Annotated in this window: 17 protein-coding genes; 5 read left to right on the forward strand and 12 right to left on the reverse strand. The window is 64.5% G+C overall.

The genetic code is table 11. The features are described 5' to 3' along the window. Positions 1 to 6 precede the first annotated feature (6 nt). Both ACPPVR_RS30360 and ACPPVR_RS30365 read left to right on the forward strand, forming a co-directional pair. Positions 7 to 1,140, forward strand: a complete 1,134-nt coding sequence (locus tag ACPPVR_RS30360; protein ID WP_426610226.1) for a nitronate monooxygenase — start codon at positions 7 to 9, stop codon at positions 1,138 to 1,140. 169 nt (positions 1,141 to 1,309) lie between these two features. Beyond that, complete coding sequence (locus tag ACPPVR_RS30365; protein ID WP_426616213.1) at positions 1,310 to 2,824, forward strand: acetyl-CoA acetyltransferase; 1,515 nt, start codon at positions 1,310 to 1,312, stop codon at positions 2,822 to 2,824. Between the two features lie 38 nt (positions 2,825 to 2,862). On the opposite strand, the gene ACPPVR_RS30370 is transcribed toward ACPPVR_RS30365, so the two are convergent. The 6 genes from ACPPVR_RS30370 to ltnD all read right to left on the reverse strand — a co-directional run bounded on the left by ACPPVR_RS30370 (position 2,863) and on the right by ltnD (position 12,339). Next, positions 2,863 to 4,065, reverse strand: coding sequence for an efflux RND transporter periplasmic adaptor subunit (locus tag ACPPVR_RS30370; RefSeq protein WP_426610227.1), 1,203 nt, complete (start codon positions 4,063 to 4,065; stop codon positions 2,863 to 2,865). Next, entirely contained in the window at positions 4,052 to 7,231 is a 3,180-nt protein-coding gene (locus ACPPVR_RS30375) for an efflux RND transporter permease subunit (protein WP_426610228.1), read from the reverse strand. The genes ACPPVR_RS30370 and ACPPVR_RS30375 overlap by 14 nt, the downstream gene beginning before the upstream one ends. 247 nt (positions 7,232 to 7,478) lie before the next feature. Then, positions 7,479 to 9,170, reverse strand: a complete 1,692-nt coding sequence (locus ACPPVR_RS30380; RefSeq protein ID WP_426610229.1) for a methyl-accepting chemotaxis protein — start codon at positions 9,168 to 9,170, stop codon at positions 7,479 to 7,481. A gap of 166 nt (positions 9,171 to 9,336) precedes the next feature. Beyond that, positions 9,337 to 10,626 carry a 3-oxo-tetronate kinase gene (otnK, locus tag ACPPVR_RS30385; RefSeq protein ID WP_426610230.1) on the reverse strand — a complete coding sequence of 430 codons (1,290 nt, stop codon included), beginning with the start codon at positions 10,624 to 10,626 and terminating at the stop codon, positions 9,337 to 9,339. After that, positions 10,623 to 11,405 carry a 2-oxo-tetronate isomerase gene (gene otnI, locus ACPPVR_RS30390; protein WP_426610231.1) on the reverse strand — a complete coding sequence of 261 codons (783 nt, stop codon included), beginning with the start codon at positions 11,403 to 11,405 and terminating at the stop codon, positions 10,623 to 10,625. The genes otnK and otnI overlap by 4 nt, the downstream gene beginning before the upstream one ends. A 16-nt stretch (positions 11,406 to 11,421) precedes the next feature. Next, entirely contained in the window at positions 11,422 to 12,339 is a 918-nt protein-coding gene (gene ltnD / locus ACPPVR_RS30395; protein WP_426610232.1) for an L-threonate dehydrogenase, read from the reverse strand. Between the two features lie 105 nt (positions 12,340 to 12,444). Between ltnD and ACPPVR_RS30400 the strand changes: the two genes are divergently transcribed. After that, complete coding sequence (locus tag ACPPVR_RS30400; RefSeq protein WP_426610233.1) at positions 12,445 to 13,119, forward strand: aldolase; 675 nt, start codon at positions 12,445 to 12,447, stop codon at positions 13,117 to 13,119. A gap of 133 nt (positions 13,120 to 13,252) precedes the next feature. On the opposite strand, the gene ACPPVR_RS30405 is transcribed toward ACPPVR_RS30400, so the two are convergent. From ACPPVR_RS30405 to ACPPVR_RS30430, 6 genes are all read right to left on the reverse strand, one after another. Next, positions 13,253 to 13,957 carry an ABC transporter ATP-binding protein gene (locus ACPPVR_RS30405; RefSeq protein ID WP_426610234.1) on the reverse strand — a complete coding sequence of 235 codons (705 nt, stop codon included), beginning with the start codon at positions 13,955 to 13,957 and terminating at the stop codon, positions 13,253 to 13,255. Then, positions 13,941 to 14,672 carry an ABC transporter ATP-binding protein gene (locus ACPPVR_RS30410; protein ID WP_426610235.1) on the reverse strand — a complete coding sequence of 244 codons (732 nt, stop codon included), beginning with the start codon at positions 14,670 to 14,672 and terminating at the stop codon, positions 13,941 to 13,943. Before ACPPVR_RS30410 ends, ACPPVR_RS30405 begins: the two co-directional genes overlap by 17 nt. Beyond that, a complete protein-coding gene (locus ACPPVR_RS30415; RefSeq protein WP_426610236.1) occupies positions 14,669 to 15,664 on the reverse strand; it encodes a branched-chain amino acid ABC transporter permease in 996 nt (331 codons plus the stop codon). The genes ACPPVR_RS30410 and ACPPVR_RS30415 overlap by 4 nt, the downstream gene beginning before the upstream one ends. Next, positions 15,664 to 16,497 (reverse strand): branched-chain amino acid ABC transporter permease, encoded by an 834-nt coding sequence (locus tag ACPPVR_RS30420; RefSeq protein ID WP_426616214.1) that lies wholly within the window; start codon positions 16,495 to 16,497, stop codon positions 15,664 to 15,666. The genes ACPPVR_RS30415 and ACPPVR_RS30420 overlap by 1 nt, the downstream gene beginning before the upstream one ends. 198 nt (positions 16,498 to 16,695) lie before the next feature. Next, the gene (locus tag ACPPVR_RS30425; protein ID WP_426610237.1) at positions 16,696 to 17,940 is read right to left on the reverse strand and encodes an ABC transporter substrate-binding protein; all 1,245 of its coding nucleotides are present in this window, start codon (positions 17,938 to 17,940) and stop codon (positions 16,696 to 16,698) included. A 91-nt stretch (positions 17,941 to 18,031) separates the two neighbouring features. After that, positions 18,032 to 18,847 carry a putative hydro-lyase gene (locus tag ACPPVR_RS30430; protein WP_426610238.1) on the reverse strand — a complete coding sequence of 272 codons (816 nt, stop codon included), beginning with the start codon at positions 18,845 to 18,847 and terminating at the stop codon, positions 18,032 to 18,034. A gap of 119 nt (positions 18,848 to 18,966) precedes the next feature. Here ACPPVR_RS30430 and ACPPVR_RS30435 point away from each other — a divergent pair, with 119 nt between their 5' ends. Next, positions 18,967 to 19,884, forward strand: coding sequence for a LysR family transcriptional regulator (locus ACPPVR_RS30435; protein WP_426610239.1), 918 nt, complete (start codon positions 18,967 to 18,969; stop codon positions 19,882 to 19,884). 79 nt (positions 19,885 to 19,963) lie between these two features. After that, complete coding sequence (locus ACPPVR_RS30440) at positions 19,964 to 21,214, forward strand: Zn-dependent hydrolase (protein ID WP_426610240.1); 1,251 nt, start codon at positions 19,964 to 19,966, stop codon at positions 21,212 to 21,214. Positions 21,215 to 21,223: the final 9 nt, after the last annotated feature.

Here is a 21,223-nt window from a genome sequence, read left to right on the forward strand (position 1 = left end):
AGAGCCATGAAATCGCCGATCTGCGACATGCTGGGCATCGAGTTCCCGCTGCTCGCCTTCAGCCATTGCCGCGATGTCGTCGCCGCCGTCAGCCGTGCCGGCGGCTTTGGCGTGCTCGGCGCCACCGTACACACGCCCGATACGCTCGAGCGCGAGCTGACATGGATCGACGAGCACGTCGACGGCAAGCCCTACGGCATCGACGTGCTCATCCCCGAAAATATCTCGACCGCCGGCGAGAAGGACGTCACATGGAAGAGCCTTGAGGCGCGCGTGCCGCAAGCTCACCGCGAGTATACGCGTGGTCTCCTGAAAAAGTACGACATCGAACTGACCACGACGAGCGTTGCCGACAACCAACCGCAGCCTTTCGACGCGAAGACGGCACTGGAGCTGCTCGAGGTTTCCTTCAATCATCCGATCCGGCTGATCGCGAATGCGCTCGGCGTGCCGCCGAAGGCGATGATCGAGATGGGCCAAAAGCACGGCGTGCCCGTCGCAGCCCTGGTCGGCGCCAAGGAGCATGCGCTGCGACAAGTCGCGGCCGGCGTCGATATTCTCGTCGTGCAGGGCACCGAGGCCGGCGGCCATTGCGGCGAGGTCTCGACCATGGTGCTGGTGCCGGAGGTGATCAAGGCGATCAAGCCAATCCGCGACGTGCCGGTACTCGCGGCCGGCGGCATCATGACGGGACGGCAGATGGCAGCCTGCATGGCGATGGGCGCGGCCGGTGCGTGGACAGGCTCGGTGTGGCTGGCGACGGTGGAAGCAGAGACCACGGAGATCTTTCGCGAGAAGATGATCGCGGCGTCCTCGCGCGACGCGATCCGCTCGAAGGGCCGCACCGGAAAGCCGGCGCGGCAGCTGCGCTCGGTCTGGACCGATGCCTGGGACCGCGCACCGGAAAGCCCGGGCGCACTGCCGATGCCGCTGCAGAGCATCATCAGCCGCGACGCCTTCAACTCGATCGACCGCGCGGCGGCGAGCGGCAACGCCAAGGCACGCGATCTCGTCAGCTATTTCGTCGGCCAGGGCGTCGGCCTCATTGACAGCGTGAAATCGGCCGGTGCCGTGGTGCAGGAATTCAAGGAAGAGTTTGCGGAAGCTGTCGAACATATGAATTCGCTGGTGGCGGAGTGATGGTGTGCGCGGCCCATCCTTTGAGGCTCGCCAAGCGGCGCGACGCGCCGCTCGGCTCGCACCTCAGGATGACGCTGTACCCGTAGCCGTTATCCTGAGGTGGCCGCTTCTTCAGCGGCCCTCGAAGGACGACGGCGTGCCCAAGATCTAACACGTGAAGCAAGAAGAAATGGCCAAGACCAATATCCCAGAAGACCGCATCCCCGTCATCGTCGGCATCGGCGAGATCGTCGACCGCCCCAAGGACATCGCCGAGGGCCTCGAGCCGCTCGATCTGCTCGAACAGGCGCTGCAGCGCGCCGAGGCGGATGCCGGCGCAAAATTACTCGGTGAGGTGCAGTCACTCGACGTCGTCAACTTCCTGAGCTGGCGCTATCGTGACCCGGAAAAGCTGCTGGCGCAGCGGCTCGGGATTACGCCTGCGCATTGCTATTACGGCCCGGTCGGCGGCGAGAGCCCGATCCGCTACATCCACGAGGCCGCAAAGCGCATCGCGCGCGGCGAATGCAATGTTGCCGCGGTCTGCGGCGCCGAGGCGCAGTCGACCGCGACCAAGGCGGAGCGTGCCGGCGCAAAGCTGCCATGGACGCCGTTCGCGCATGACGTCGAGGAGCCGAAGCGCGGCGCGGCATTCCAGAAGCCGCTTGCGGTGAAGCTCGGCGTGTTCCGTCCCGTGACTGTCTATCCCTTCTATGAAGCGGCTTCATCGGCGCATTGGGGCCAGACGCCGCGCGAAGCCATGGCGGAGTCCGGCACGCTGTGGTCGCGCTACTCCGAGACCGCCGCGCAAAATCCCAATGCCTGGCTAAGGCGGCGCTATGCACCGGACGAGATCACGACGCCGACCGCGGACAATCGCTTGATCGCCTGGCCCTACAACAAGCTCATGGTTGCCAACCCAAGCGTCAACATGGGCGGCGCCCTCTTGCTCACCAGCCTTGCGAAGGCGCGCGCGGCCGGGATCGCCGAAGACAAGCTCGTCTATCCGCTCGGCGGCGCTTCGGCGGAAGAACCGCGCGACTATCTCTTGCGCGACCAGTTTTATGAGAGCCATCCGCAAAACGCGGTCTTGAAAGCCGTGATGGACCTCGCCGACGGGGACGGCAAACAATTCGACGCAATCGAACTCTATAGCTGCTTCCCCTGCGTGCCCAAGATGGCGCGGCGGACGCTGGGCCTCGGCGCCGACGTGCAGCCGACCGTGACCGGTGGCCTCACCTTCTTCGGCGCGCCGCTCAACACCTACATGACCCATGCGGCCTGCGCGATGGTGCGGCGTGTACGCGACGGCGCCAAGCTCGGCCTGCTCTACGGCCAGGGCGGTTTCGTCACCAAGCATCATGGGCTGGTGGTCTCAAAGACGCCGCCGCGTGTGGCGCTGGCGCAGGAGACGAGCGTGCAGGGGGAGGCTGAGCGCAACAAACGCGCGGTGCCGGAGTTTGTCGCGGAGCCCACCGGCAGAGGCAAGGTCGAGAGCTTTACGGTGCTCTACGGCCGTGGCGGCGAGGTCGAGCACGGCGTCGTCATGCTGCGCACGGCCGATGATCGGCGGACGCTGGCGCGGATTCCGGCGAGCGATGGCGCGACGCTGGCGCATCTCTTGAACATGGATCACACCCCGGTCGGCTCACTCGGCGAGATCGCGATGGCCGCCGATGGCATGCCGGAGTGGCGGGTCGGCTAGTCTCCCTCGCCCCGCTTGCGGGGAGAGGTGAAGACGAGCTAGCCCTTCGGCGCCTGCTTCTCCGACGCCGTCGCCGGCTTGCCCTTGGGGCCAGCGCCGACCACACGCACTTGGTCACCGTCGGACAGACCGTCCGGCGGGGCGGTGATGACGCGGTCGTCCTGCGTAATGCCTGAGGCGAGTTCGATCTCCTTGCCGAGATCGCGGGCAATCGTGACGGTCTTGAACTGCACCTTGTCGTCGGCGCCTACGGTCGCAACGCGCAGCCCGCTGCCGTTGAAGATCAAAGCGCTGGCGGGAATGCTCAGCGGCGCGGTATCGCGCTGCAAGTTGAGCTTCACGCTGGCGTAGCCGCCGGGCATCAACTCGCCGTTGGAATTGTCGAGCCTGAGCTGCATGCGGGTGGTGCCCGAGGCGACATCGACGGCCTGCGAGGACGCCTCCACGGTCGCCTGGAACGTTCGGTTCGGGTATTCCGGCATCACCATCGTGGCCTTTGCGCCGATCTTGATCGCCGGCACGTAGTTCTGGGGCACGTTGACATAGACGCGCAGCTTGGTGATGTCGGAGACCACAAACATCGCCGGGCCGGACCCGCCGCCCGCATTGATCAGCGCGCCGACGTCGGTGTCGCGCGCCGTGACCACGCCGTCGAATGGCACGGTGATCTTCTTGTAGCCGGCCAGCGCCTCCAGACGCTCGACATTGGCCTGCCCGGAATGGACGGCGGCGTTCTTGTTGGAGAGGTCGGCGGTGCGCTCGTCGATTTCCTGGGCGGAGACGAAGTTGGAGGCGACCAGAGTCTTGCGCCGGTTCAACGTTGCCTCCGAAAGCCTGGCGCTGGCCTGCTGGCTGGCGAGATCGGCGCGGGCCTGAAGCAGTTGCTGATCGAGATCGGGCGCTTCGATCTCGGCGATCACCTGCCCGGCCTTGACGCGGGCGCCCATGTCGACGCTCCAGCTCTTGAGATAGCCGGAGACCCGAGCGAAAATCGGCGCGCGATAATAGGCCTCGAGCCGACCCGGCAGGTCGAGGGTGCCGCTCAGCGATTTCGCGTTGGGTAACGTCACCGCGACGCTCGGAATGGCCTGGTCGTCGGTCCATTCCTTCAGCTTGGAGCCCTGCTCTTCGCGGGCACGGATGCCGGTACCGACCACGAGGCCTGCCGCAATCAGCGCCACCACGCCGAAAATGCCCAGTTTCCGGCGCGACACCGGGGAGCGGGGTTCAGTGGGCGACATGCGGAGTCTCCGATGAGGCGGCGGCTTTGGCGCCTTGTTTCTTGTGTACCATACTGAACACCACGGGAACAAACATCAGCGTGGCGAAAGTTGCAAAGATCAGGCCGCCGATCACGGCGCGGCCAAGCGGCGCGTTCTGCTCACCGCCCTCGCCGAGCCCCAGGGCCATCGGCGCCATGCCGATGATCATGGCGAGCGCGGTCATCAGCACCGGGCGGAACCGGACGAAGCCAGCCTCGAGCGCGGCGGCGATGGGATCTCCGAGCTCTTCGTAGCGCTCGCGGGCAAAAGAGATCACGAGCACGCTGTTTGCCGTCGCGACGCCCATGCACATGATGGCGCCGGTGAGCGCCGGCACCGACAGCGTGGTCTGCGTGGTGAACAGCATCCAGACGATGCCGGCGAGGGCTGCCGGCAGCGCGGTGATGATCACGAACGGGTCGGACCAGGACTGGAAGTTCACGACGATCAGCAGATAGATCAGCACGACGGCGCCCAGCAGGCCGAACAGCAGGCCGGTGAAGGCACTGTTCATCGTCTGCACCTGACCGAGCAGCACCACGGAAGAACCCTTCGGCACCTCCTTGGCGGTGTCGGCAATCACCTGGCGGATGTCGGTGGCGACCGCGCCGAGATCGCGGCCCGAGGTCGTCGCAAAAATCTGCACCAGCGTCTGGATGTCGTATTGCGACACTACCGCGCTCGACGTCGAGCGCTTGATGTCGGCGATGCCGCCGAGGATCGGCGACTGCGAGTTTCCGGTCGCCGTGATCGGCAGCGTCTGCAGCGCGCTGAGTGAGTCGATCTGGTATTGCGGCGTCTGCATCACGATCGAGTAGGACACGCCGTTGTCGGGATTGAGATAGTAGGTCGGCGCGACTTGCGAGGAGCCGGCAAGGTTGACCACGAGGCTGTTGGTGACATCGCGCTCGGTCAGGCCGACATATTGCGCACGGGTGCGGTCGACATCGATGTTGAAGGTCGGATTGCTCGGCGATTGCTGAATGCGCGCGTCAGCGATACCCGGGATTCGGCGGACCTTGGCGAGCAGCTTGTTGGCGTAGGCAAAATTGGCCTCGGCGTTGGCGCCACGCACCTGGAGGTCGATAGGGGCCGGCGCGCCGAAGTTCAAAATCTGGCTGACGATGTCGGCGGGCAGGAAGGCGAAGCTGACGCCGGGGAACAGCCGCGGCAACTGCTCGCGCAGCACCCGCACATGCTCCTCGGTCGGCTTGTGGCCTTCCTTCAGCTTGACCTGGATGTCGCCGTCCTGCGGACCGATCACGCCGGTGTTGTTGTAGGTCATGTTGATGCCGGAAATCGGCATGCCGATGTTATCGGTCAGCGTCTCGATCTCGCCGGGGATCAGCTTGCGGATCGCCTTCTGCACGTCGGCGAGCTGGTTGGCGGTCTCCTCGACGCGGGTGCCGACCTGGGTGCGGACATGCATCAGGATGTTGCCGGCATCGACCGCGGGGAAGAAGTTGCGGCCGAGGAACGGCACCAGCGCAAAGGACGCGCCGACCACGCAGAGGAAGCCGATCACGAACACGGAGCGGTGCGCCAGCGCCAGTCCGAGGAAATTATGGTAGCCGCCGCGAATGCGCTCGAACCGGGCCTCGAAGCCGCGCTGGAACCAGACCAGGGGATTACGCGATTTCGGCGGCGCGCCCTCATGATGCACATGTGGCTGCAACAGATAATTGGCCATGGTCGGCACCAGCGTGCGCGACAGGAGGAATGACCACATCATCGCGAACATCACGGCTTCGGCCATCGGCACGAACAGGAAGCGCGCGACGCCGGTGAGGAAAAACATCGGCACGAACACGATGCAGATGCAAAGCAGCGAGACGAAAGCCGGCGTCACGATCTGGTTGGCGCCGTCGAGGATTGACTGCTCGACCGGCTTGCCCTGCTCGAGGTGGTAGTTGATGTTCTCAATGGTCACGGTGGCGTCGTCGACGAGGATGCCGACGGCAAGTGCAAGGCCGCCGAGCGTCATGATGTTCAGCGTCTCGCCGATCGCCGAGAGCATGATGATGGCGCCGAGCACGGACAGCGGGATCGACACCGCGATGATGACCGTCGAGCGCCAGCTCCCGAGGAACAGCAGGATCATGACGCTGGTGAGCAGCGCGGCGATTACGCCCTCGAAGGCGACCCCTTGAATCGCGCCGCGGACGAACACCGACTGGTCGCCGATGAAGCCGATCTTCAGCGCGTCCGGCAACTGGTTCTTGACGTCGATCACCTTCTGCTTGATGCCGGCGATGATGTCGAGCGTCGAGGTCGCGCCCGCCTTCAGCACCATCATCAGCACCGAGCGGTTGCCGTCGACATGAACGATGTTGGTCTGCGGCGGATTGCCGTCACGCACGGTCGCGACATCGCGCACATAGACCATGGCGCCGTTGACGGTCTTGATCGGCAGGTTGCCGAGCTCGTCGATCTTGAGCGGCGAGTTGTTGAGCTGGATGTTGTACTCGAAGATGCCGATCTTCTGGGTGCCGACGGGCGTGATCAGGTTCTGGGCTGCAAGCGCATTGGCGACGTCCTGGCCGGACAGGCCGCGGGCCTGGAGCGCGGTCGGGTCGAGGTCGATCTGGACCTGGCGCTGCTTGCCGCCGAATGGATAGGGGATCGCCGCGCCGGGCACGGTGACCAGCGGGGTACGCAGGTTGTTGATGCCGATGTCGGCGAGGTTCTGCTCGGTCAGGCCATCGCCCGACAGCGCCACCTGGATGATCGGCACGGTCGAGGCGGAGTAGTTCAGGATCAAAGGCGGCGTTGCGCCCGGCGGCATCTGCTTCAACAGCGTCTGCGAGATCGCGGTGACCTGGGCGTTGGCGGTGCGGATGTCGACATTGGGCTGGAAGAAGATCTTGATGATGCCAAAGCCGTTATAGGAGTTGGCCGTGATGTGCTCGATGTCGTTGACGGTGGTCGTCAGCGCGCGCTGGAACGGCGTGGTGATGCGGCCGGACATCTGGTCCGGCGGCAGGCCGGTATACTGCCAGACCACGCCGATCACGGGGATGCGGATGTCCGGGAAGATGTCGGTCGGCGTGCGCAGCGCCGCCAGCGGCCCGATGATCAGGAGCAGGAGCGCGAGCACGACAAACGTGTAGGGCCGGCTCAGGGCAATACGGACCAGAGCAATCATTCGTCAGGCAATTCCAAATAGGGGGACGAGGAACACGCCCCCGCGGGTTCCTCCGCTGATTTACCCGAACACCGCCAAAATGGCCAACGACAGCGTGTCACGCGCGGTCACTTCCCTGCTATCGCATGGCGAAATCGCATTCCAGATATGCAGCCGCGTCCGAAAGATGACGGAAGCAGCCCTCAGACACGTAAAAAAGCGGCGCCCGGAGGCGCCGCCTTCAGAACTGCCATCGTGTCCCGGCGGCTTACGCCGCGCGGACGTTGGTCAGGAACTTGCTGACCTCGGTCTTGAGCCGCGTGCTGTCGTTTGACAGCATCTGCGCCGCCGACAGCACCTGAGAAGAGGCCGTGCCGGTCTCGGTCGCGCCGCGCTGCACGTCGGTGATGTTGGAGGACACCTGCTGGGTGCCCTGCGCCGCCTGCTGCACGTTACGGGCGATTTCCTGAGTCGCTGCACCCTGCTCTTCCACCGCGGCCGCGATGGCCGAGGAGATTTCCGACAGGCGCTCGATGGTCGAGGAGATCTCCTTGATCGCGCCGACCGAGTCGTTGGTTGCCGCCTGGATGCCGGAGATCTGCTGGCCGATCTCGCCGGTCGCCTTGGCGGTCTGCTCGGCAAGCGCCTTCACTTCGGAAGCGACCACCGCAAAACCGCGGCCGGCTTCACCGGCGCGCGCCGCCTCGATGGTGGCATTCAGCGCCAGAAGGTTGGTCTGGCCGGCGATGGTGTTGATCAGCTCGACGACATCGCCGATGCGGGAGGCCGCCTTGGAGAGCTCGCTGACGCGCTCGGTGGTGGCGCGCGCCTGGCCGACGGCATCGCCCGCCATCCGCGCCGATTCCTGGACCTGGCGGCTGATCTCGCCGACCGAAGAGGCCATCTCTTCGGTGGCGGAGGCCACCGACTGGACGTTGGTGGAGGCTTCTTCCGATGCCGCGGCAACCGTGGTCGCCAGCCGCTGCGAGCGGTCGGCGGTCGAGGTCAGCGTCGAGGCGGAAGCTTCGAGCTGGGTCGAGGCCGACGACACGGTCTGAACGATCTCGCCGATCATCGTTTCGAAATCGCGGGTGATGCCGTCGACGCGGCGGCCGCGCTCGATCTTGGCTTCGGCGTCGGCCGCGGCAGCCTCGTCGGCGGCCTTCTTGGCGATCAGCGCCTCCTTGAAGACCTGGAGCACGTCGGCCATCGAGCCGATTTCGGTCTTCTCGCCGCGATGCGGGACTTCTGCGCTCAGGTCGCCCTTGCCCAGTGCCTGCATCGGCTGGATGATCGAATTGATGCCGCTGGAGACGTCCTGGACCAAGTAGAAGCTGATGCCGATGCCGGCAATGACGGCGGCACCGAGGATGATCGCGACGAGCACGAAGGCATAATAGTAGGTGTCGGAAGCGTCCGCGGAAGCCTGATCGCCGCCCTTGGTGTTGAGATCAATGTCCTTCTTCAGGATCTCGTCGGCCTGGATACCAATCTTGTTGACAGTCTTGGTGTTCAGCTCGTGCGCCTCATGCGGCACCTTGCCGGCCTCCTGACGCGACAGAGCCATTACCTGCTGGGTCCCCTGCTTGTAATCGTCCCAGACCTTGGACCACTCCCTGTAAATCGCCCGCTCCTCCGGGGAGGTGATCATCGGCTCGTAAGTCTGGCGTATCTTGGTGTTGGACTCAACTACGCTGGCGAGCGTCTTTTCGGCCGCAAGTTTCTCCTCGAGCGTCTCGGACAGCATGTGCTCCCGGATCACGTTGCGGTAGGTGATGACGCCGGCCCGAAGGTCGCCGATCACTCGCACGCTGGGCATCCAGTTCGTGGTGATGTCGACCGTGTTGGCGTTGATCGTCCGCATCTTCATGACGGCGAGCAGGCCCATGCCAGTCATCGCAACCAGCAGGAACGCCACGACACTGATGATCTTGGCTCGGATGGAGATGGTGGCGAACATATTCGGGTCTCTTTGTGTTGGCGCGGTCGCGCTTCCTAAATCGTGGTCAAACCAAAAGGAGCGGCGCCGATATCCAACAACAAAGCGACTGAGCAGTTGTTAACTACGACTCCGTACGAGTACGGAACGCTAAAGAAGTGAATGAGGGACTAAAAATGCTCTGCGCTCAGCGCATGAGCCTAATCGCATCGGCGAAAAACTCCGGTCCACCGAAGTTGCCGGACTTCAGCGCAAGCAACATGTCCCCTGCCGCACCACCCACTGCGCGCAGCACGGGAACACCAGCTGCGATCTCTGCTCCCACAAGAAATCCGGGAATCTGCAGCCGGTCAACGACCGCGCCAGAGGTCTCGCCGCCGGCGACAATCAATCGCCGCACGCCTGATTTCACTAGACTTTCGGCGATGTCGGCCATCGTCTGCTCGATGGCGTGCCCCGCCGCGTCGCGGCCGTGACGCGCCTGGAGCGCGGCGACCTGATCTGGCGTCGCGCTTGATGCGATTAGCACCGGACCTTCAGCCAATCGAGGCCTTGCCCAGTCCAGCGCACGCTGCGCTTCATTCGCCTCCGTAAGAATACGGTCAGGGTCGAGATGAAGCACCGGCATGACGCGTTCAGCGTTGGCGATCTGCTGCAAGGTGGCCTGCGAGCAGCTTCCGGCGAGGCACGCGACCTGTCCGCCGACGGCATCGCCCTGCTCACTGCTAGCTGCAGCCGATTTGACCTTGCCCGTCGACACCAACGCGCGGGCCAGCCCAAGGCCGATACCGGAGGCGCCGACCGACAGCCGATGTTCCGCGGCAACAAGGCCGATGACCTCGAGGTCGCGGTCGAACACGGCGTCGATGATCGCAGCGCCGATGCCTTTGCCTGATAATCCAGCAAGGCGAGCCCGTACGGCCTCCGCCCCGCGCGTCACGGTCGCGAGGTCGACCAGACCGATTTGCGTCTTGCTCTGGCGCGCCAGCACGCGCACCAGGTTGGAATCGCGCATCGGGTTGAGCGGATGATCCTTCAGCGGGCTCTCGTTCAGCGGCACGGCGCCGACGAACAGATTGCCCTGGTAGACGGTGCGGCCGGTCTCCGGGAAGGCCGGCGTCACCAGCACGATCGCCTCGCCGCAATCGGCGCGCAGCGCGTCCATCACCGGGCCGATATTGCCGGCATCGGTGGAATCGAAGGTCGAGCAGATCTTGAACAGCACATGGCCCGCGCCGCGGCCGCGCAGCCATGTCTCCGCCGCCCGCGAGCGCGAGACGGCGAGCCCCGCCTCGATCGAGCGGCTCTTCAGCGACACCACGACGGCGTCGACCTCGGGCAGCGCAAGATCGTCCGCGGGCACACCGATGGTCTGCACCGTGCGCAGGCCCGCGCGCGTCAGCGTGTTGGCGAGATCGGAGGCGCCGGTATAGTCGTCGGCAATGCAGCCAAGAGAAATTTTCGCTGCGCGTGTCACGGCTTCACTCCCGCATAGGGCTTGAACCAGCCAAGCCCCTCGGTGGTCTTGCCGCGCGGATTGTATTCGCAGCCGACGAAGCCGGGATAGCCGAGCCGGTCGAGCTCGGCGAACAGGAACGGATAGTTCAGCTCCTCGCCGTCGGGCTCGTTGCGCGAAGGAATGCTGGCGATCTGGATATGGCCGATGATCGGCATCATCTCACGCAGCCGCATGGTGACGTCGCCATGGATGATCTGGCAGTGATAGATGTCGAACTGGAGCTTCAGGTTGGGAAGCCTCAGCTCCTGGATCAGGTCGCGCGCGAAGCCGAAATCGTTGAGGAAATAGCCGGGCACGTTGCGGGCATTGATCGGCTCCAGCACGATATCGATGCCGTGCGGCGCGAAGAACTCCGCGGCCCACGCGACCGACTTGTAGAAGGCCTCGATCGCGACGCGCTCGCCGCGGTTGGCAATGCCCGCCATCAGATGCAGGCGCTTGACGCCGGTCGCCTTGGCGTAAGGCAGCGCCGTCTCCAGGCTCGCCTTCAGATCGGCAAAGCGCGAGGGGAGCGCGGCAAAGCCCTTCTCGCCCGCATTCCAGTCACCCGGCGGGAGGTTGAACAGCGCCTGCGTCAAGCCGTTGCGCTTGAGCCGCTCGCCGACGGCCTCGGCCGGATGCTCATAAGGGAAGAGAAATTCGACAGCGGTGAAACCGGCCTGGGCGGCGGCATCGAAGCGGTCGAGGAACGGCACCTCGGTGAACATCATCGAGAGGTTGGCGGCGAAACGGGGCATTGGTATCCTCTTATTTCTACTTGTCGCCGGGAAGTTTGACGCCGGTGACCTGCGCATACATCCGCGCCACCGACGCATCGTCGTCGCGACCCATGCCGGCAGCTGATGTCATCAAGAACATCTGGAGCGCTGCGGCAGAAACCGGCACCGGGAATCTGGCGCTGCGCGCCATGTCCTGGATGATGCCGAGATCCTTCACAAAAATCTCGACCGCGCTGCGCGGCGTGTAGTCGCCGTCGAGCACGTGCGGCATGCGATTTTCGAACATCCAGGAATTGCCGGCGGAGGCCGTGATCACCTCATAGACCTTGCGGATGTCGAGGCCCTGCTTGGCCGCGAACGCGATCGCCTCCGAGGCGGCGGCGATGTGCACGCCGGCAAGCAGCTGGTTAATCATCTTGAATGCGGCGCCCTGCCCTGCGGCGTCGCCGAGCTCGTAGAGTTTTGCGGCCATGGCATCGAGTGCCGGGCGCGCTTTTGCGAAAGCTGCGGGGCTTCCGGAAGCTAGGATCGTCAGTTCGCCTTGCGCAGCGCGCTGCGCGCCGCCAGAAATCGGTGCGTCCAGGTAATGCCGGCCGGTCGCTTCCAACTGTTTTGCCAGACGTCGCGCAACATCTGGATCCATCGTGGCTGAGGAGACGAACACGCTGTCCTTTGGCATGGTCTCGGCGGCGCCGTCCTTGCCGAACAGGATCGTCTCGGTCTGCGCGGCATTGACGACAACACTGACGACGACGTCCGCGTCCTTGGCCGCCTCGGCCGGTGTCTTGGCGCCCGCGCCGCCGTCCTTGACGAAGCGCGCCACCGCGTCAGCCGAGACGTCGCAGCCGGTGACTGCATGGCCGGCACGCTTCAGCGAGGTCGCCATGCCAAAGCCCATCGAGCCGAGTCCGATGATGGCGATGCGCTGATTTTGTGACGTGGAGGCGGACATGCGACTGACCCTTGCAAACGTTTCCCGGACGGCCGGCCTTTGCGGCGGCTCGTGACCTCGAATAACACGGCTTGGCCGCGCTGCCAAAGCGTGAGACAAGCGGGCATGACGGCCATGAGCAACGAAACATTGCTGCGTGAGGATATCTGCCGCTTCGGACGTTCCCTGTTCGAGCGCGGGCTGACGCCGGGCTCCTCCGGCAATATCAGCGTCAAGCTAGCTGACGGAGGCTGGCTGGTGACGCCGACCAATGCCTCGCTCGGCTTCCTCGATCCGGCGCGGCTGTCGCGGCTGGACGACCAGGGCCGGCTGATCTCGGGCGATGCGCCTACCAAGGAAGTTCCGCTGCACACCGCGCTCTACGACACGCGCGGGAGCGCACGCGCGATCGTGCATCTGCATTCCACCCATTCGGTCGCGCTCTCGATGCTGCCCGAGATCGACCCGCACGCCGCGCTGCCGCCGATGACGGCTTATTATCTCATGAAATGCGGCGCCGCCGCGCTCGTGCCCTATTACCGCCCCGGCGATCCGGCGGTCGCGGATGCGATCAAGGGGCTGGCGGGGAAATATTCATCCGTGCTGCTCGCCAATCACGGCCCGGTGGTCGCCGGCGAGACGCTGGAAGCCGCCGTGTTCGCGACGGAGGAGCTGGAGGAGACGGCGAAGCTGTATCTGCTGCTGCGGGGAATGAACCCGCGATACCTGTCGCCGGAGCAGGTGGCGGATCTGGTGAAGGTGTTCGGGGTGATGTTGCCGGAGCATGGGCACGAGCATTGAGGCTTCGAATTCCGACGACGTGATGGTGCGGGGGCGCATCAACAAACTCGTCATTGCGAGCGCAGCGAAGCAATCCAGTCTTTCCGCGGAGGGATTCTGGATTGCTTCGCTGCGCTCGCAATGACGGTTGGGGCTACAGCCCCAGATACGCCTTGCGCACGTCCGGATTGCCCCGGATCTCGGCCGCCGGGCCCTGCATCAGCACGCGGCCGGTTTGCAGGATGTAGGCGCGGTCGGCTATTTCGAGGCACTCGGCCATGCGCTGCTCGACGATCAGCACGGTCATGCCGGCGTCGCGGATGCGCAATACCGCCTGGAAGATTTCATCCACCAGCTTTGGCATAATGCCCTGCGAAGGCTCATCCAGCATCAGCAGACGCGGGCGCGTCATCAGGGCGCGGCCGATCGCGAGCATCTGCTGCTCGCCGCCGGAGAGCGTCTCGGCGCGCTGCTCGAGGCGCTCGGAGAGGCGCGGGAACAGGGTGAAGACGAGATCGAGCGGCTCTTCGCGGTTCGCTTCGCTGCGGTACAGGTAGCTGCCGAGGCGCAGATTGTCGCGCACCGACAGGCGCGGAAACAGGCGGCGGTTCTCCGGCACGTAGGCGATGCCGGTGGCGGTGATGTGGTGCTGCGCCATGCCGTCGAGGCGCTTGCCGTCGAACGTCACGGTGCCCGAACGCGGACGCTCGGCGCCGGCAATCGATTTGAGCAGCGTCGACTTGCCCGCGCCGTTGGCGCCGGCGACACAGACGATCTCGCCCTTGCTGACCTCGATGCTGATCGCGGAGATCGCGACCAGCCCCTGATAGGCAGTCGTGATTTCATGCACCGACAGCATGACGATCTCCCAGATATGCGCTGATCACCTTGGGATCGCGGACGACGTCGTTGGGCTTGCCCTCGACCAGCACCTTGCCGAGGTCGAACACGATGGCACGGTCGACCAGTGGCATCACGATCTCCATGACATGCTCGACCATCAACACGGTGATGCCGGCATCTCGCACCTTGCGCACCAAGGCGACACCGGTCTGTGCCTCGGTCGGCGTCAGGCCGGTGAGGACTTCGTCGAGCAAAAGCAGTTTCGGTTCGGTCGCAAGCGCACGCGCGACTTCGAGGCGGCGCTTCTCGGCCGGCACGAGGTCGCTCGCGAGCACGTCGGCGCGGGCGGCAAGGCCGGTGAACTCCAGCACCTCATGGGCTTTGCGACGGGCTTCGCGCATCACCGTGTTGCGCACCAGCGCGCCAACGATGACGTTGTCGATCACCGTCATCGTTTCAAAACTCTTGACGACCTGGAAAGTGCGACCGACGCCGCGCTGGCAGCGCTCGGCCGCCGGCATTGCCGTGACATCCACACCGTCGAACCAGATCGTGCCTTGCGTCGGCGGCAAGACGCCTGCGATGAGATTGAACAGCGTCGACTTGCCGGCGCCGTTGGGGCCAATCAGGCCGACGATCTCGCCGCGGCCGACCGAGATCGAGATGTCAGAGTTGGCGACGAGGCCGCCAAAACGCTGCCAGACGCCGCGGGTTTCCAGGAGCGCGGTCATCGTGTGGCTCCCTTGACCTGGTTCTTGGTCTTCGCACGCGAGAACAGGCTCACAAGCCCCTGCGGCAGGGCCAGCGAGATCGCCACGATCAGCCCGCCGTACACGATGAGGTCAACGCCGCGGCCGGAGCCGCCGATATAGGAGCGCGTCAGCTCCGTCATCGGGATCAGGATGGCAGCCCCTAACACCGGCCCCCAGAGAGTGCCGATGCCACCGAGCACGGCCGGCAGCGCCATCAGCAGCGAGAACTGGAATCCCATCACGCTCTCGGGGTCGATATAGGCGAGAAACTGCGCATAGAAGCCGCCGCCGACGGCGACAAGGAAGGCGGAGACGGCAGCCGCACCCATCTTGGAGTTGAACACGACGACGCCGAGGCTCTCGGCCGCTTCCGGATTGTCCTTCACCGCGCGCCACCAATAACCCCATTTGGAGTCTTCGAGCCACCAGGTGACGAACCAGGCAAGGCTGCACAGCGCCAGCGCGAAATAGAAGTACGGCAGCTTGCTGCGCATGAACTGGAATTTCATCCAGCTGTCGCCGCGCACCTGAATGGTGATTCCCATCGCAGCCCCCGCCCACTCCCAGTTCTGGAACAGCAGAAGCCCGATCTCGGCGATGACGATGGTCGCGATCACGAAGTAATGGCCGCGCAGGCGGAAGAAGGGATAGCCGAGAACCATGGCGATGACCGCGGCAAACAGTCCGCCCGCGAGCATGCCGAACCAGGGCAGCACGCCGTAATTCGTGAACAGGAGCTCGGTGGCATAGGCGCCGATGCCGAAATACAGCGCATGCCCGAGCGAGATCTGCCCGCAATAGCCGGACAGGATGTTCCAGCTCTGCGATAGCGCCGCATACATCAGGGTCAGGATCAGGATGTTCTGGACGTAGACGTCCTTGACGAACAGCGGCGCGGATGCGGCCAGTGCGACCAGGACCGCGGCGATGAGGAGGTCGCGGCGGCGCCGCGCAGCGAATTGCTTGTCCATCACATCTGCCCGAACAGGCCGCGCGGCCGGATGAAGACGACGAGGAGGTAGACGGCATAGATGCCGACCGATTTCAGCGACGGCGGCAGCACCAGCGCGGTGCCGGCTTCGACCAGACCGACCATGATGCCGCCGGCAAATGCGCCGAACACGCTGCCGAAGCCGCCGAGCGCCACCGTGACATAGGCGATCAGCGCAAAGGACGCGCCGACATCGGGATAGATGTAGAAGAAGCTCGCCATGATCGCGCCGGCAAGACCGACAAGCGCGGCGCCTAGGCCCCAGCCGAGTGCGAACACGCGGTTCTTGTCGATGCCGACCAGCGCCACCGCGCCGGGATCTTCACGGGTCGCCTCCAGCGCGCGGCCGAAATCGGTGCGGTGGATGAACAAATAGAGCCCGCCGAAGGCCAGGATCGAGACCAGCGCGCCGACAAGCTGCGGCTCCGGCAGGAAGATGCCCGCGATAGAAATGGTTTTGCCGCCGAGCCACGACTGCGGAATGCTGCGGTAATCCGGCGTGAAGAAGAACTGCGCCAGCCCGCGCATCACGATGGCCAGACCAAAGGTCGAGAATATCTGCACCATGCCGGCGTTGGCTTTGGCGCGCATCGCGAAGCGGACAACCAAGAGGTAGACGACTGCTCCGAGCACGAACAGCGCGGCTGCGACCAGCGGCGCCGACAGCAAGGGGTCGATGGCGAAGAACGCGAACAGGAAGAAGCTCACATACATCGCGATCATCAGGAACTCGCCATGGGCGAAGTTCACGACGTCCATCAGGCCGAAGATCAGCGCGAGGCCGACGGCGATCAGTCCGTAGAGCAGGCCCATCAGGAGACCGCTCGCGAGACTTTGGATAATGGCTTGGGCTGTCAAAAGTTCGTCCCCCGAAATCCGCCCCCATCCTGAGGAGCGCGCCCCAGCGCGCGTCTCGAAGGATGGGCCCGCCCTCGCCCCTGAAGATGCGGGCTGCGCCCGCTCCTCGGGATGAGGGCGGGAGCTACCGTCTCTGCTCCCGCTGTTCGCACCTTACTTCATCGGCCAGATCGCTTCGGCGATCGCGGCCTGCGGCGGGAAGATGGTGACGAACTTGCCGCCGACATATTGCAGCAGCACCGGGTCGGCGTCGTTGTTCTGGCCCGTCTCGTCGAACTTGATGCGCTTCCAGGGCATGATGGTCTGCTCGCCCGGGATGTCGGTGGCGGCGAGCGCGTCGCGGATCTTCTCGCCATCGGCCGACTTGGCGCGGCTGATGGCGTCCGCCAACACGATCAGGCCCATGAACTGGCGCGAGGTGAGGTCGTTGAGATCCTTGCCCGACTTCGCCTTGAACATGTCGTTGACCTTGCCGACCATCGGCCGCTTCTGCGCGAGATCGAGCGAGAAGGTGCCGCGCGAGATCACGCCTTCGAGCTTGTCGCCGACGGCGTCATAGAGCGCCTTCTCGGAGAAGCCGGCGTCCTGCGCCACGATCGCGTTCGGCTTGTAGCCGAGCTCGGCCATGGTCTTGACCAGCAGGATGCCGTCGGTGGTGTAGCTCGAGGGCATCAGCACGTCGGCATTCGCAGTCTTGAGCTGCTGCACTTCAGCCGACAGTGACGGCGAGTTGGCGCGATACTTGATGTCGGCGAGGATCTTGTAGCCGCGTTCGCCGGCGATCTTGGCCTGGGCATTGCCCGAGTCGGTGCCGAAGATGGTGTCTTCGTGGAACAGCGACAGCGTGTCGATCTTGGTGCCCTTCTTCTTCAGGGCGTCGAAGAAGTCGAACATGGCGGCCGAGTACATCTCGTCATGCGGCGCGGCGCGGAAGTAATATTTGAGGCCGCGGCGATGCAGGCTCGGCGAGGAGTTGTCGGCGGAGACGAACGGGATCTGGTAACGCTCGCAGATCTGGCTGACGGTGACGGCGACCGCGCTCTGGTAGGTGCCGATGACAGCCGAGACCTTCTCCTGCGTGATCAGGCGCTCGGCTTCAGCGCGGCCCTTCTGCGGATCGGACTGGTGGTCGGCAAAGACCAGGCGGACTTTTGCGCCGCCGAGACCCGGCAGGCCCTCGCCCTTGGCGAGCGGCAGGTCGAAATCCATGTCCTTGTTGATGACTTCGAGCGCCGTCTCGTAAGCCTTCTGCGCGTCGACGCCCTGCTGGGCGCTGGCGCCGGAGAACGGATAGATGACACCGATCACGACCTCCGAGGTCTGCGCGCGCGCGGCTAGCGGCATCAGCGCGGCGGTGGCAGTGGCTCCGAGCAGAACGTCGCGGCGGGTAATCGTCATGGGTAACTTCCCCTGTTACTGAATTTTGTGCGTATCGAATGAAGCGATTGGTGGATAGCGTAAAGCCTGAAGAAGCAGCAAGTGCTGCCCACTAAATCACGGCCATATTCCTGTTCTTCAGATCAGTGACCAGCATCAGCCCCGGCGAATGCGTGATCGCGAACGGGACCTTGGCGGCGTTGATCACCGATTGCGGCGTCACGCCGCAGGCCCAGAATACCGGGATCTCGTCCTCGGCGACAGGCACCGGGTCGCCATAATCGGGCTTGGCGATGTCCTTGATGCCGATCAAATGCGGATGGCCGAGATGCACCGGCGCGCCGTGCACGGCCGGATAGCGCGAGGTGATCTGCACCGCGCGGATCGCATCCGCCGGTTTGAACGGGCGCATCGACACCACCATGGGGCCGGCGAACGGCCCGGCCTCGCCGCAGGCGATGTTGGTGCGGTACATCGGCACGCGCACGTTCTGCTCGATGTGGCGGATCGGCATGCCCTCGTCGAGCAGCGCCTCTTCAAAGGAGAACGAGCAGCCGAGCACGAAGGTCACGAGATCGTCGCGCCAATGCTTGGTCACGTCGGTCGGCTCATCCACGACTTCGCCATCGCGCCAGACGCGGTAGCGCGGCACGTCAGTGCGGATGTCGAGATCGGCGCCGAGCGCGGGGATGTGCGGGCTGCCGACGTCGGACATCCCGATGATCGGGCACGGTTTTGGATTGAGCTGGCAGAAGCGATGAAAAGCGCTGGCATATTCCGCCGGCAGGATCGCCAGATTGCCCTGGACGAAGCCGGGGGCGACACCTGCGGTGGAACCGACCTCGCCGCCACGATAGGCGAGCCGCGCCTGGCGGCTTGGGAGCGTGTCGGGTGTTTCAGTTTGCTGCGCTGCCACCAAAACAGTCATGTGATCGACCTGCCTATAAACTCGACAAAGACAGCCAACACCAAGAGTGCTATAAAGTCTAATCTTCCTTTCTAATCAAGATCGATAAATCTAATTTATCGGATTGGAAAATCCTTCTAATGTTAGACTTTAGATCGATCGAGACGTTTCTCTGGGTTGTGAAGCTCGGCAGCTTCCGCGGCGCCGCAGCACGGCTCAATACGACCCAGCCGGCGATCTCCCAGCGCATAGCCCAGCTCGAGCGCGAGATGGGCGTAAAGCTCCTCAACCGCGATCATCGCGTCGCCTCGCCCACCCCGAGCGGCCGTCAGATGATGGTCTATGCCGAGAAGCTGATCGGACTGCGCGCTCAGATGATGGCCGAGGTCGGCGACCGCTCCGCCATGCGCGGGGTGATGCGCCTCGGTGTCGCCGAGACCATCGTGCACACTTGGCTGCCGCGGCTGGTGAAGAGCATGAACGAGGTCTATCCGAACCTGTCGCTGGAGATCGAGGTCGACATCACGCCAAACCTCACCGCGCGCCTGCTCGCGCAGGAGATCGAGCTTGCCTTCGTGGTCGGACCGCTGTCAGCCTCCGGCGTGCACAACCGCGTGCTGGCCGATTACCCGATCGGCTTTCTCGCAAGCCCCTCACTCGGGCTCGGCCATGGCCCGGTGACGCGGGCAGAGCTGGCGCGGTTTCCTATCATCACTTTTCCGCGCAAGACCAGGCCCTACGAGGTCGTGCGCGAGGTATTCGACCGGCCGGAGCTGCCGCCGATCCGTCTGCATGCTTCCGCATCGCTCGCAACCGTCATTCACATGGCGGTCGAAGGGCTCGGCATCGCCGTGATCCCCGACGCCATCGTCGAGAACGAACTCGCAGACGGGCGGCTGCAACTGCTCGATACCGATCTCGAAATCGCGCCGCTGACATTCACCGCGAGCTGGCTCGCCTCGCCCGACGTCGTCGCGGTGCAGCGCGTCGCCGAACTGGCATGTCAGATTGCGCAGAGCAGCCTCGCGGTTGACGCGCCCGCGCTGGCGCGTCATTGAAAAAGCCGCCGGACAATCGATCGTCATTCCAGGACTCGCGACGCGCGATCCGGGAATGATAGCCAAGATGGACTGACGCATGAGCCGAGCCGCGACCAATCTGCAAATCGATTCCGCCCGCCTCTGGGGCTCCATTCACGAGACCGCGCAATTCGGCGGGACGGCCAAGGGCGGTGTGCGGCGGCTGACACTGAGCGGCGAAGACAAGCAGGTGCGCGACTGGTTCCGCAAGGCTTGCGAGGACGCGGGCCTCGAAGTGCACACGGATGCACTCGGCTCGCAGTTCGGCCTGCGCAAGGGACGTGACATGTCGAAGCCGCCCGTCGGCATCGGCTCGCATCTCGACACACAGCCGACCGGCGGCAAGTATGATGGGATTCTGGGCACGCTCGGCGCGCTGGAAGTGATCCGCACGCTGAACGATGCCGGCATCGAGACCGAAGCGCCGATCTGCATCGTCAACTGGACCAACGAGGAAGGCTCGCGCTTTGCGCCGGCTATGATGGCATCCGCTGCTTACGTCGGCGATTTCACCACCGATGACATCCTCTCGCGCAAGGACGTTGAAGGCATCACCGTCGGCCAGGCGCTCGACGGCATCGGCTATCGCGGCGACAAGCCGGTCGGCTTCCAGAAACTCGGCTGCTTCGTCGAGCTGCACATCGAGCAGGGTCCGATTCTGGAAGCCGAAGGCAAGACCATCGGCGTAGTCGATTCCGGCCAGGGCGTGCTCTGGTACGACGGCAAGATTTCCGGATTCGAGAGCCATGCGGGCTCGACGCCGATGCCGCTGCGGCGCGATGCGCTGGCGACACTATCCGAAATCGTGCTGGCGATGGAGGCCATCGCAAAGAAGCACGGACCGAAGGCGGTCGGCACCATCGGCGAGGCCGTGATCGCAAATCCCTCGCGCAACGTCATTCCCGGCGAGATCGCCTTCACCATGGACTGCCGCAGCGCGGATGGCGCGATCATGGATGCGCTCGATCGCGATTTGCGCGCCGCCATTGCCGAGATCGCCACGCGCCGCAAGGTCGAGGTCAAGATAGACCTTGTCTGGCGCAAGCCGCCAACGCGTTTCGATCCCAAGCTCATTGCAGCGGTCGAGAACGCGGCCAAGACGCTCGGCTATTCCTCGCGCCGCATCACCTCTGGCGCCGGCCACGACGCCTGCAACCTCAACACCATCATGCCGGCGGCGATGGTGTTCGTGCCCTGCAAGGACGGCATCAGCCACAACGAGCTGGAGGATGCCACGCAGCCCGACTGCGCCGCGGGCACCAACGTGCTGATGCACACCGTGCTGGCGATCGCCGGCGTCACATCCTGACCGGAGAGA

This window comes from Bradyrhizobium sp. McL0616, assembly GCF_049993385.1.
GTDB lineage: Bacteria > Pseudomonadota > Alphaproteobacteria > Rhizobiales > Xanthobacteraceae > Bradyrhizobium.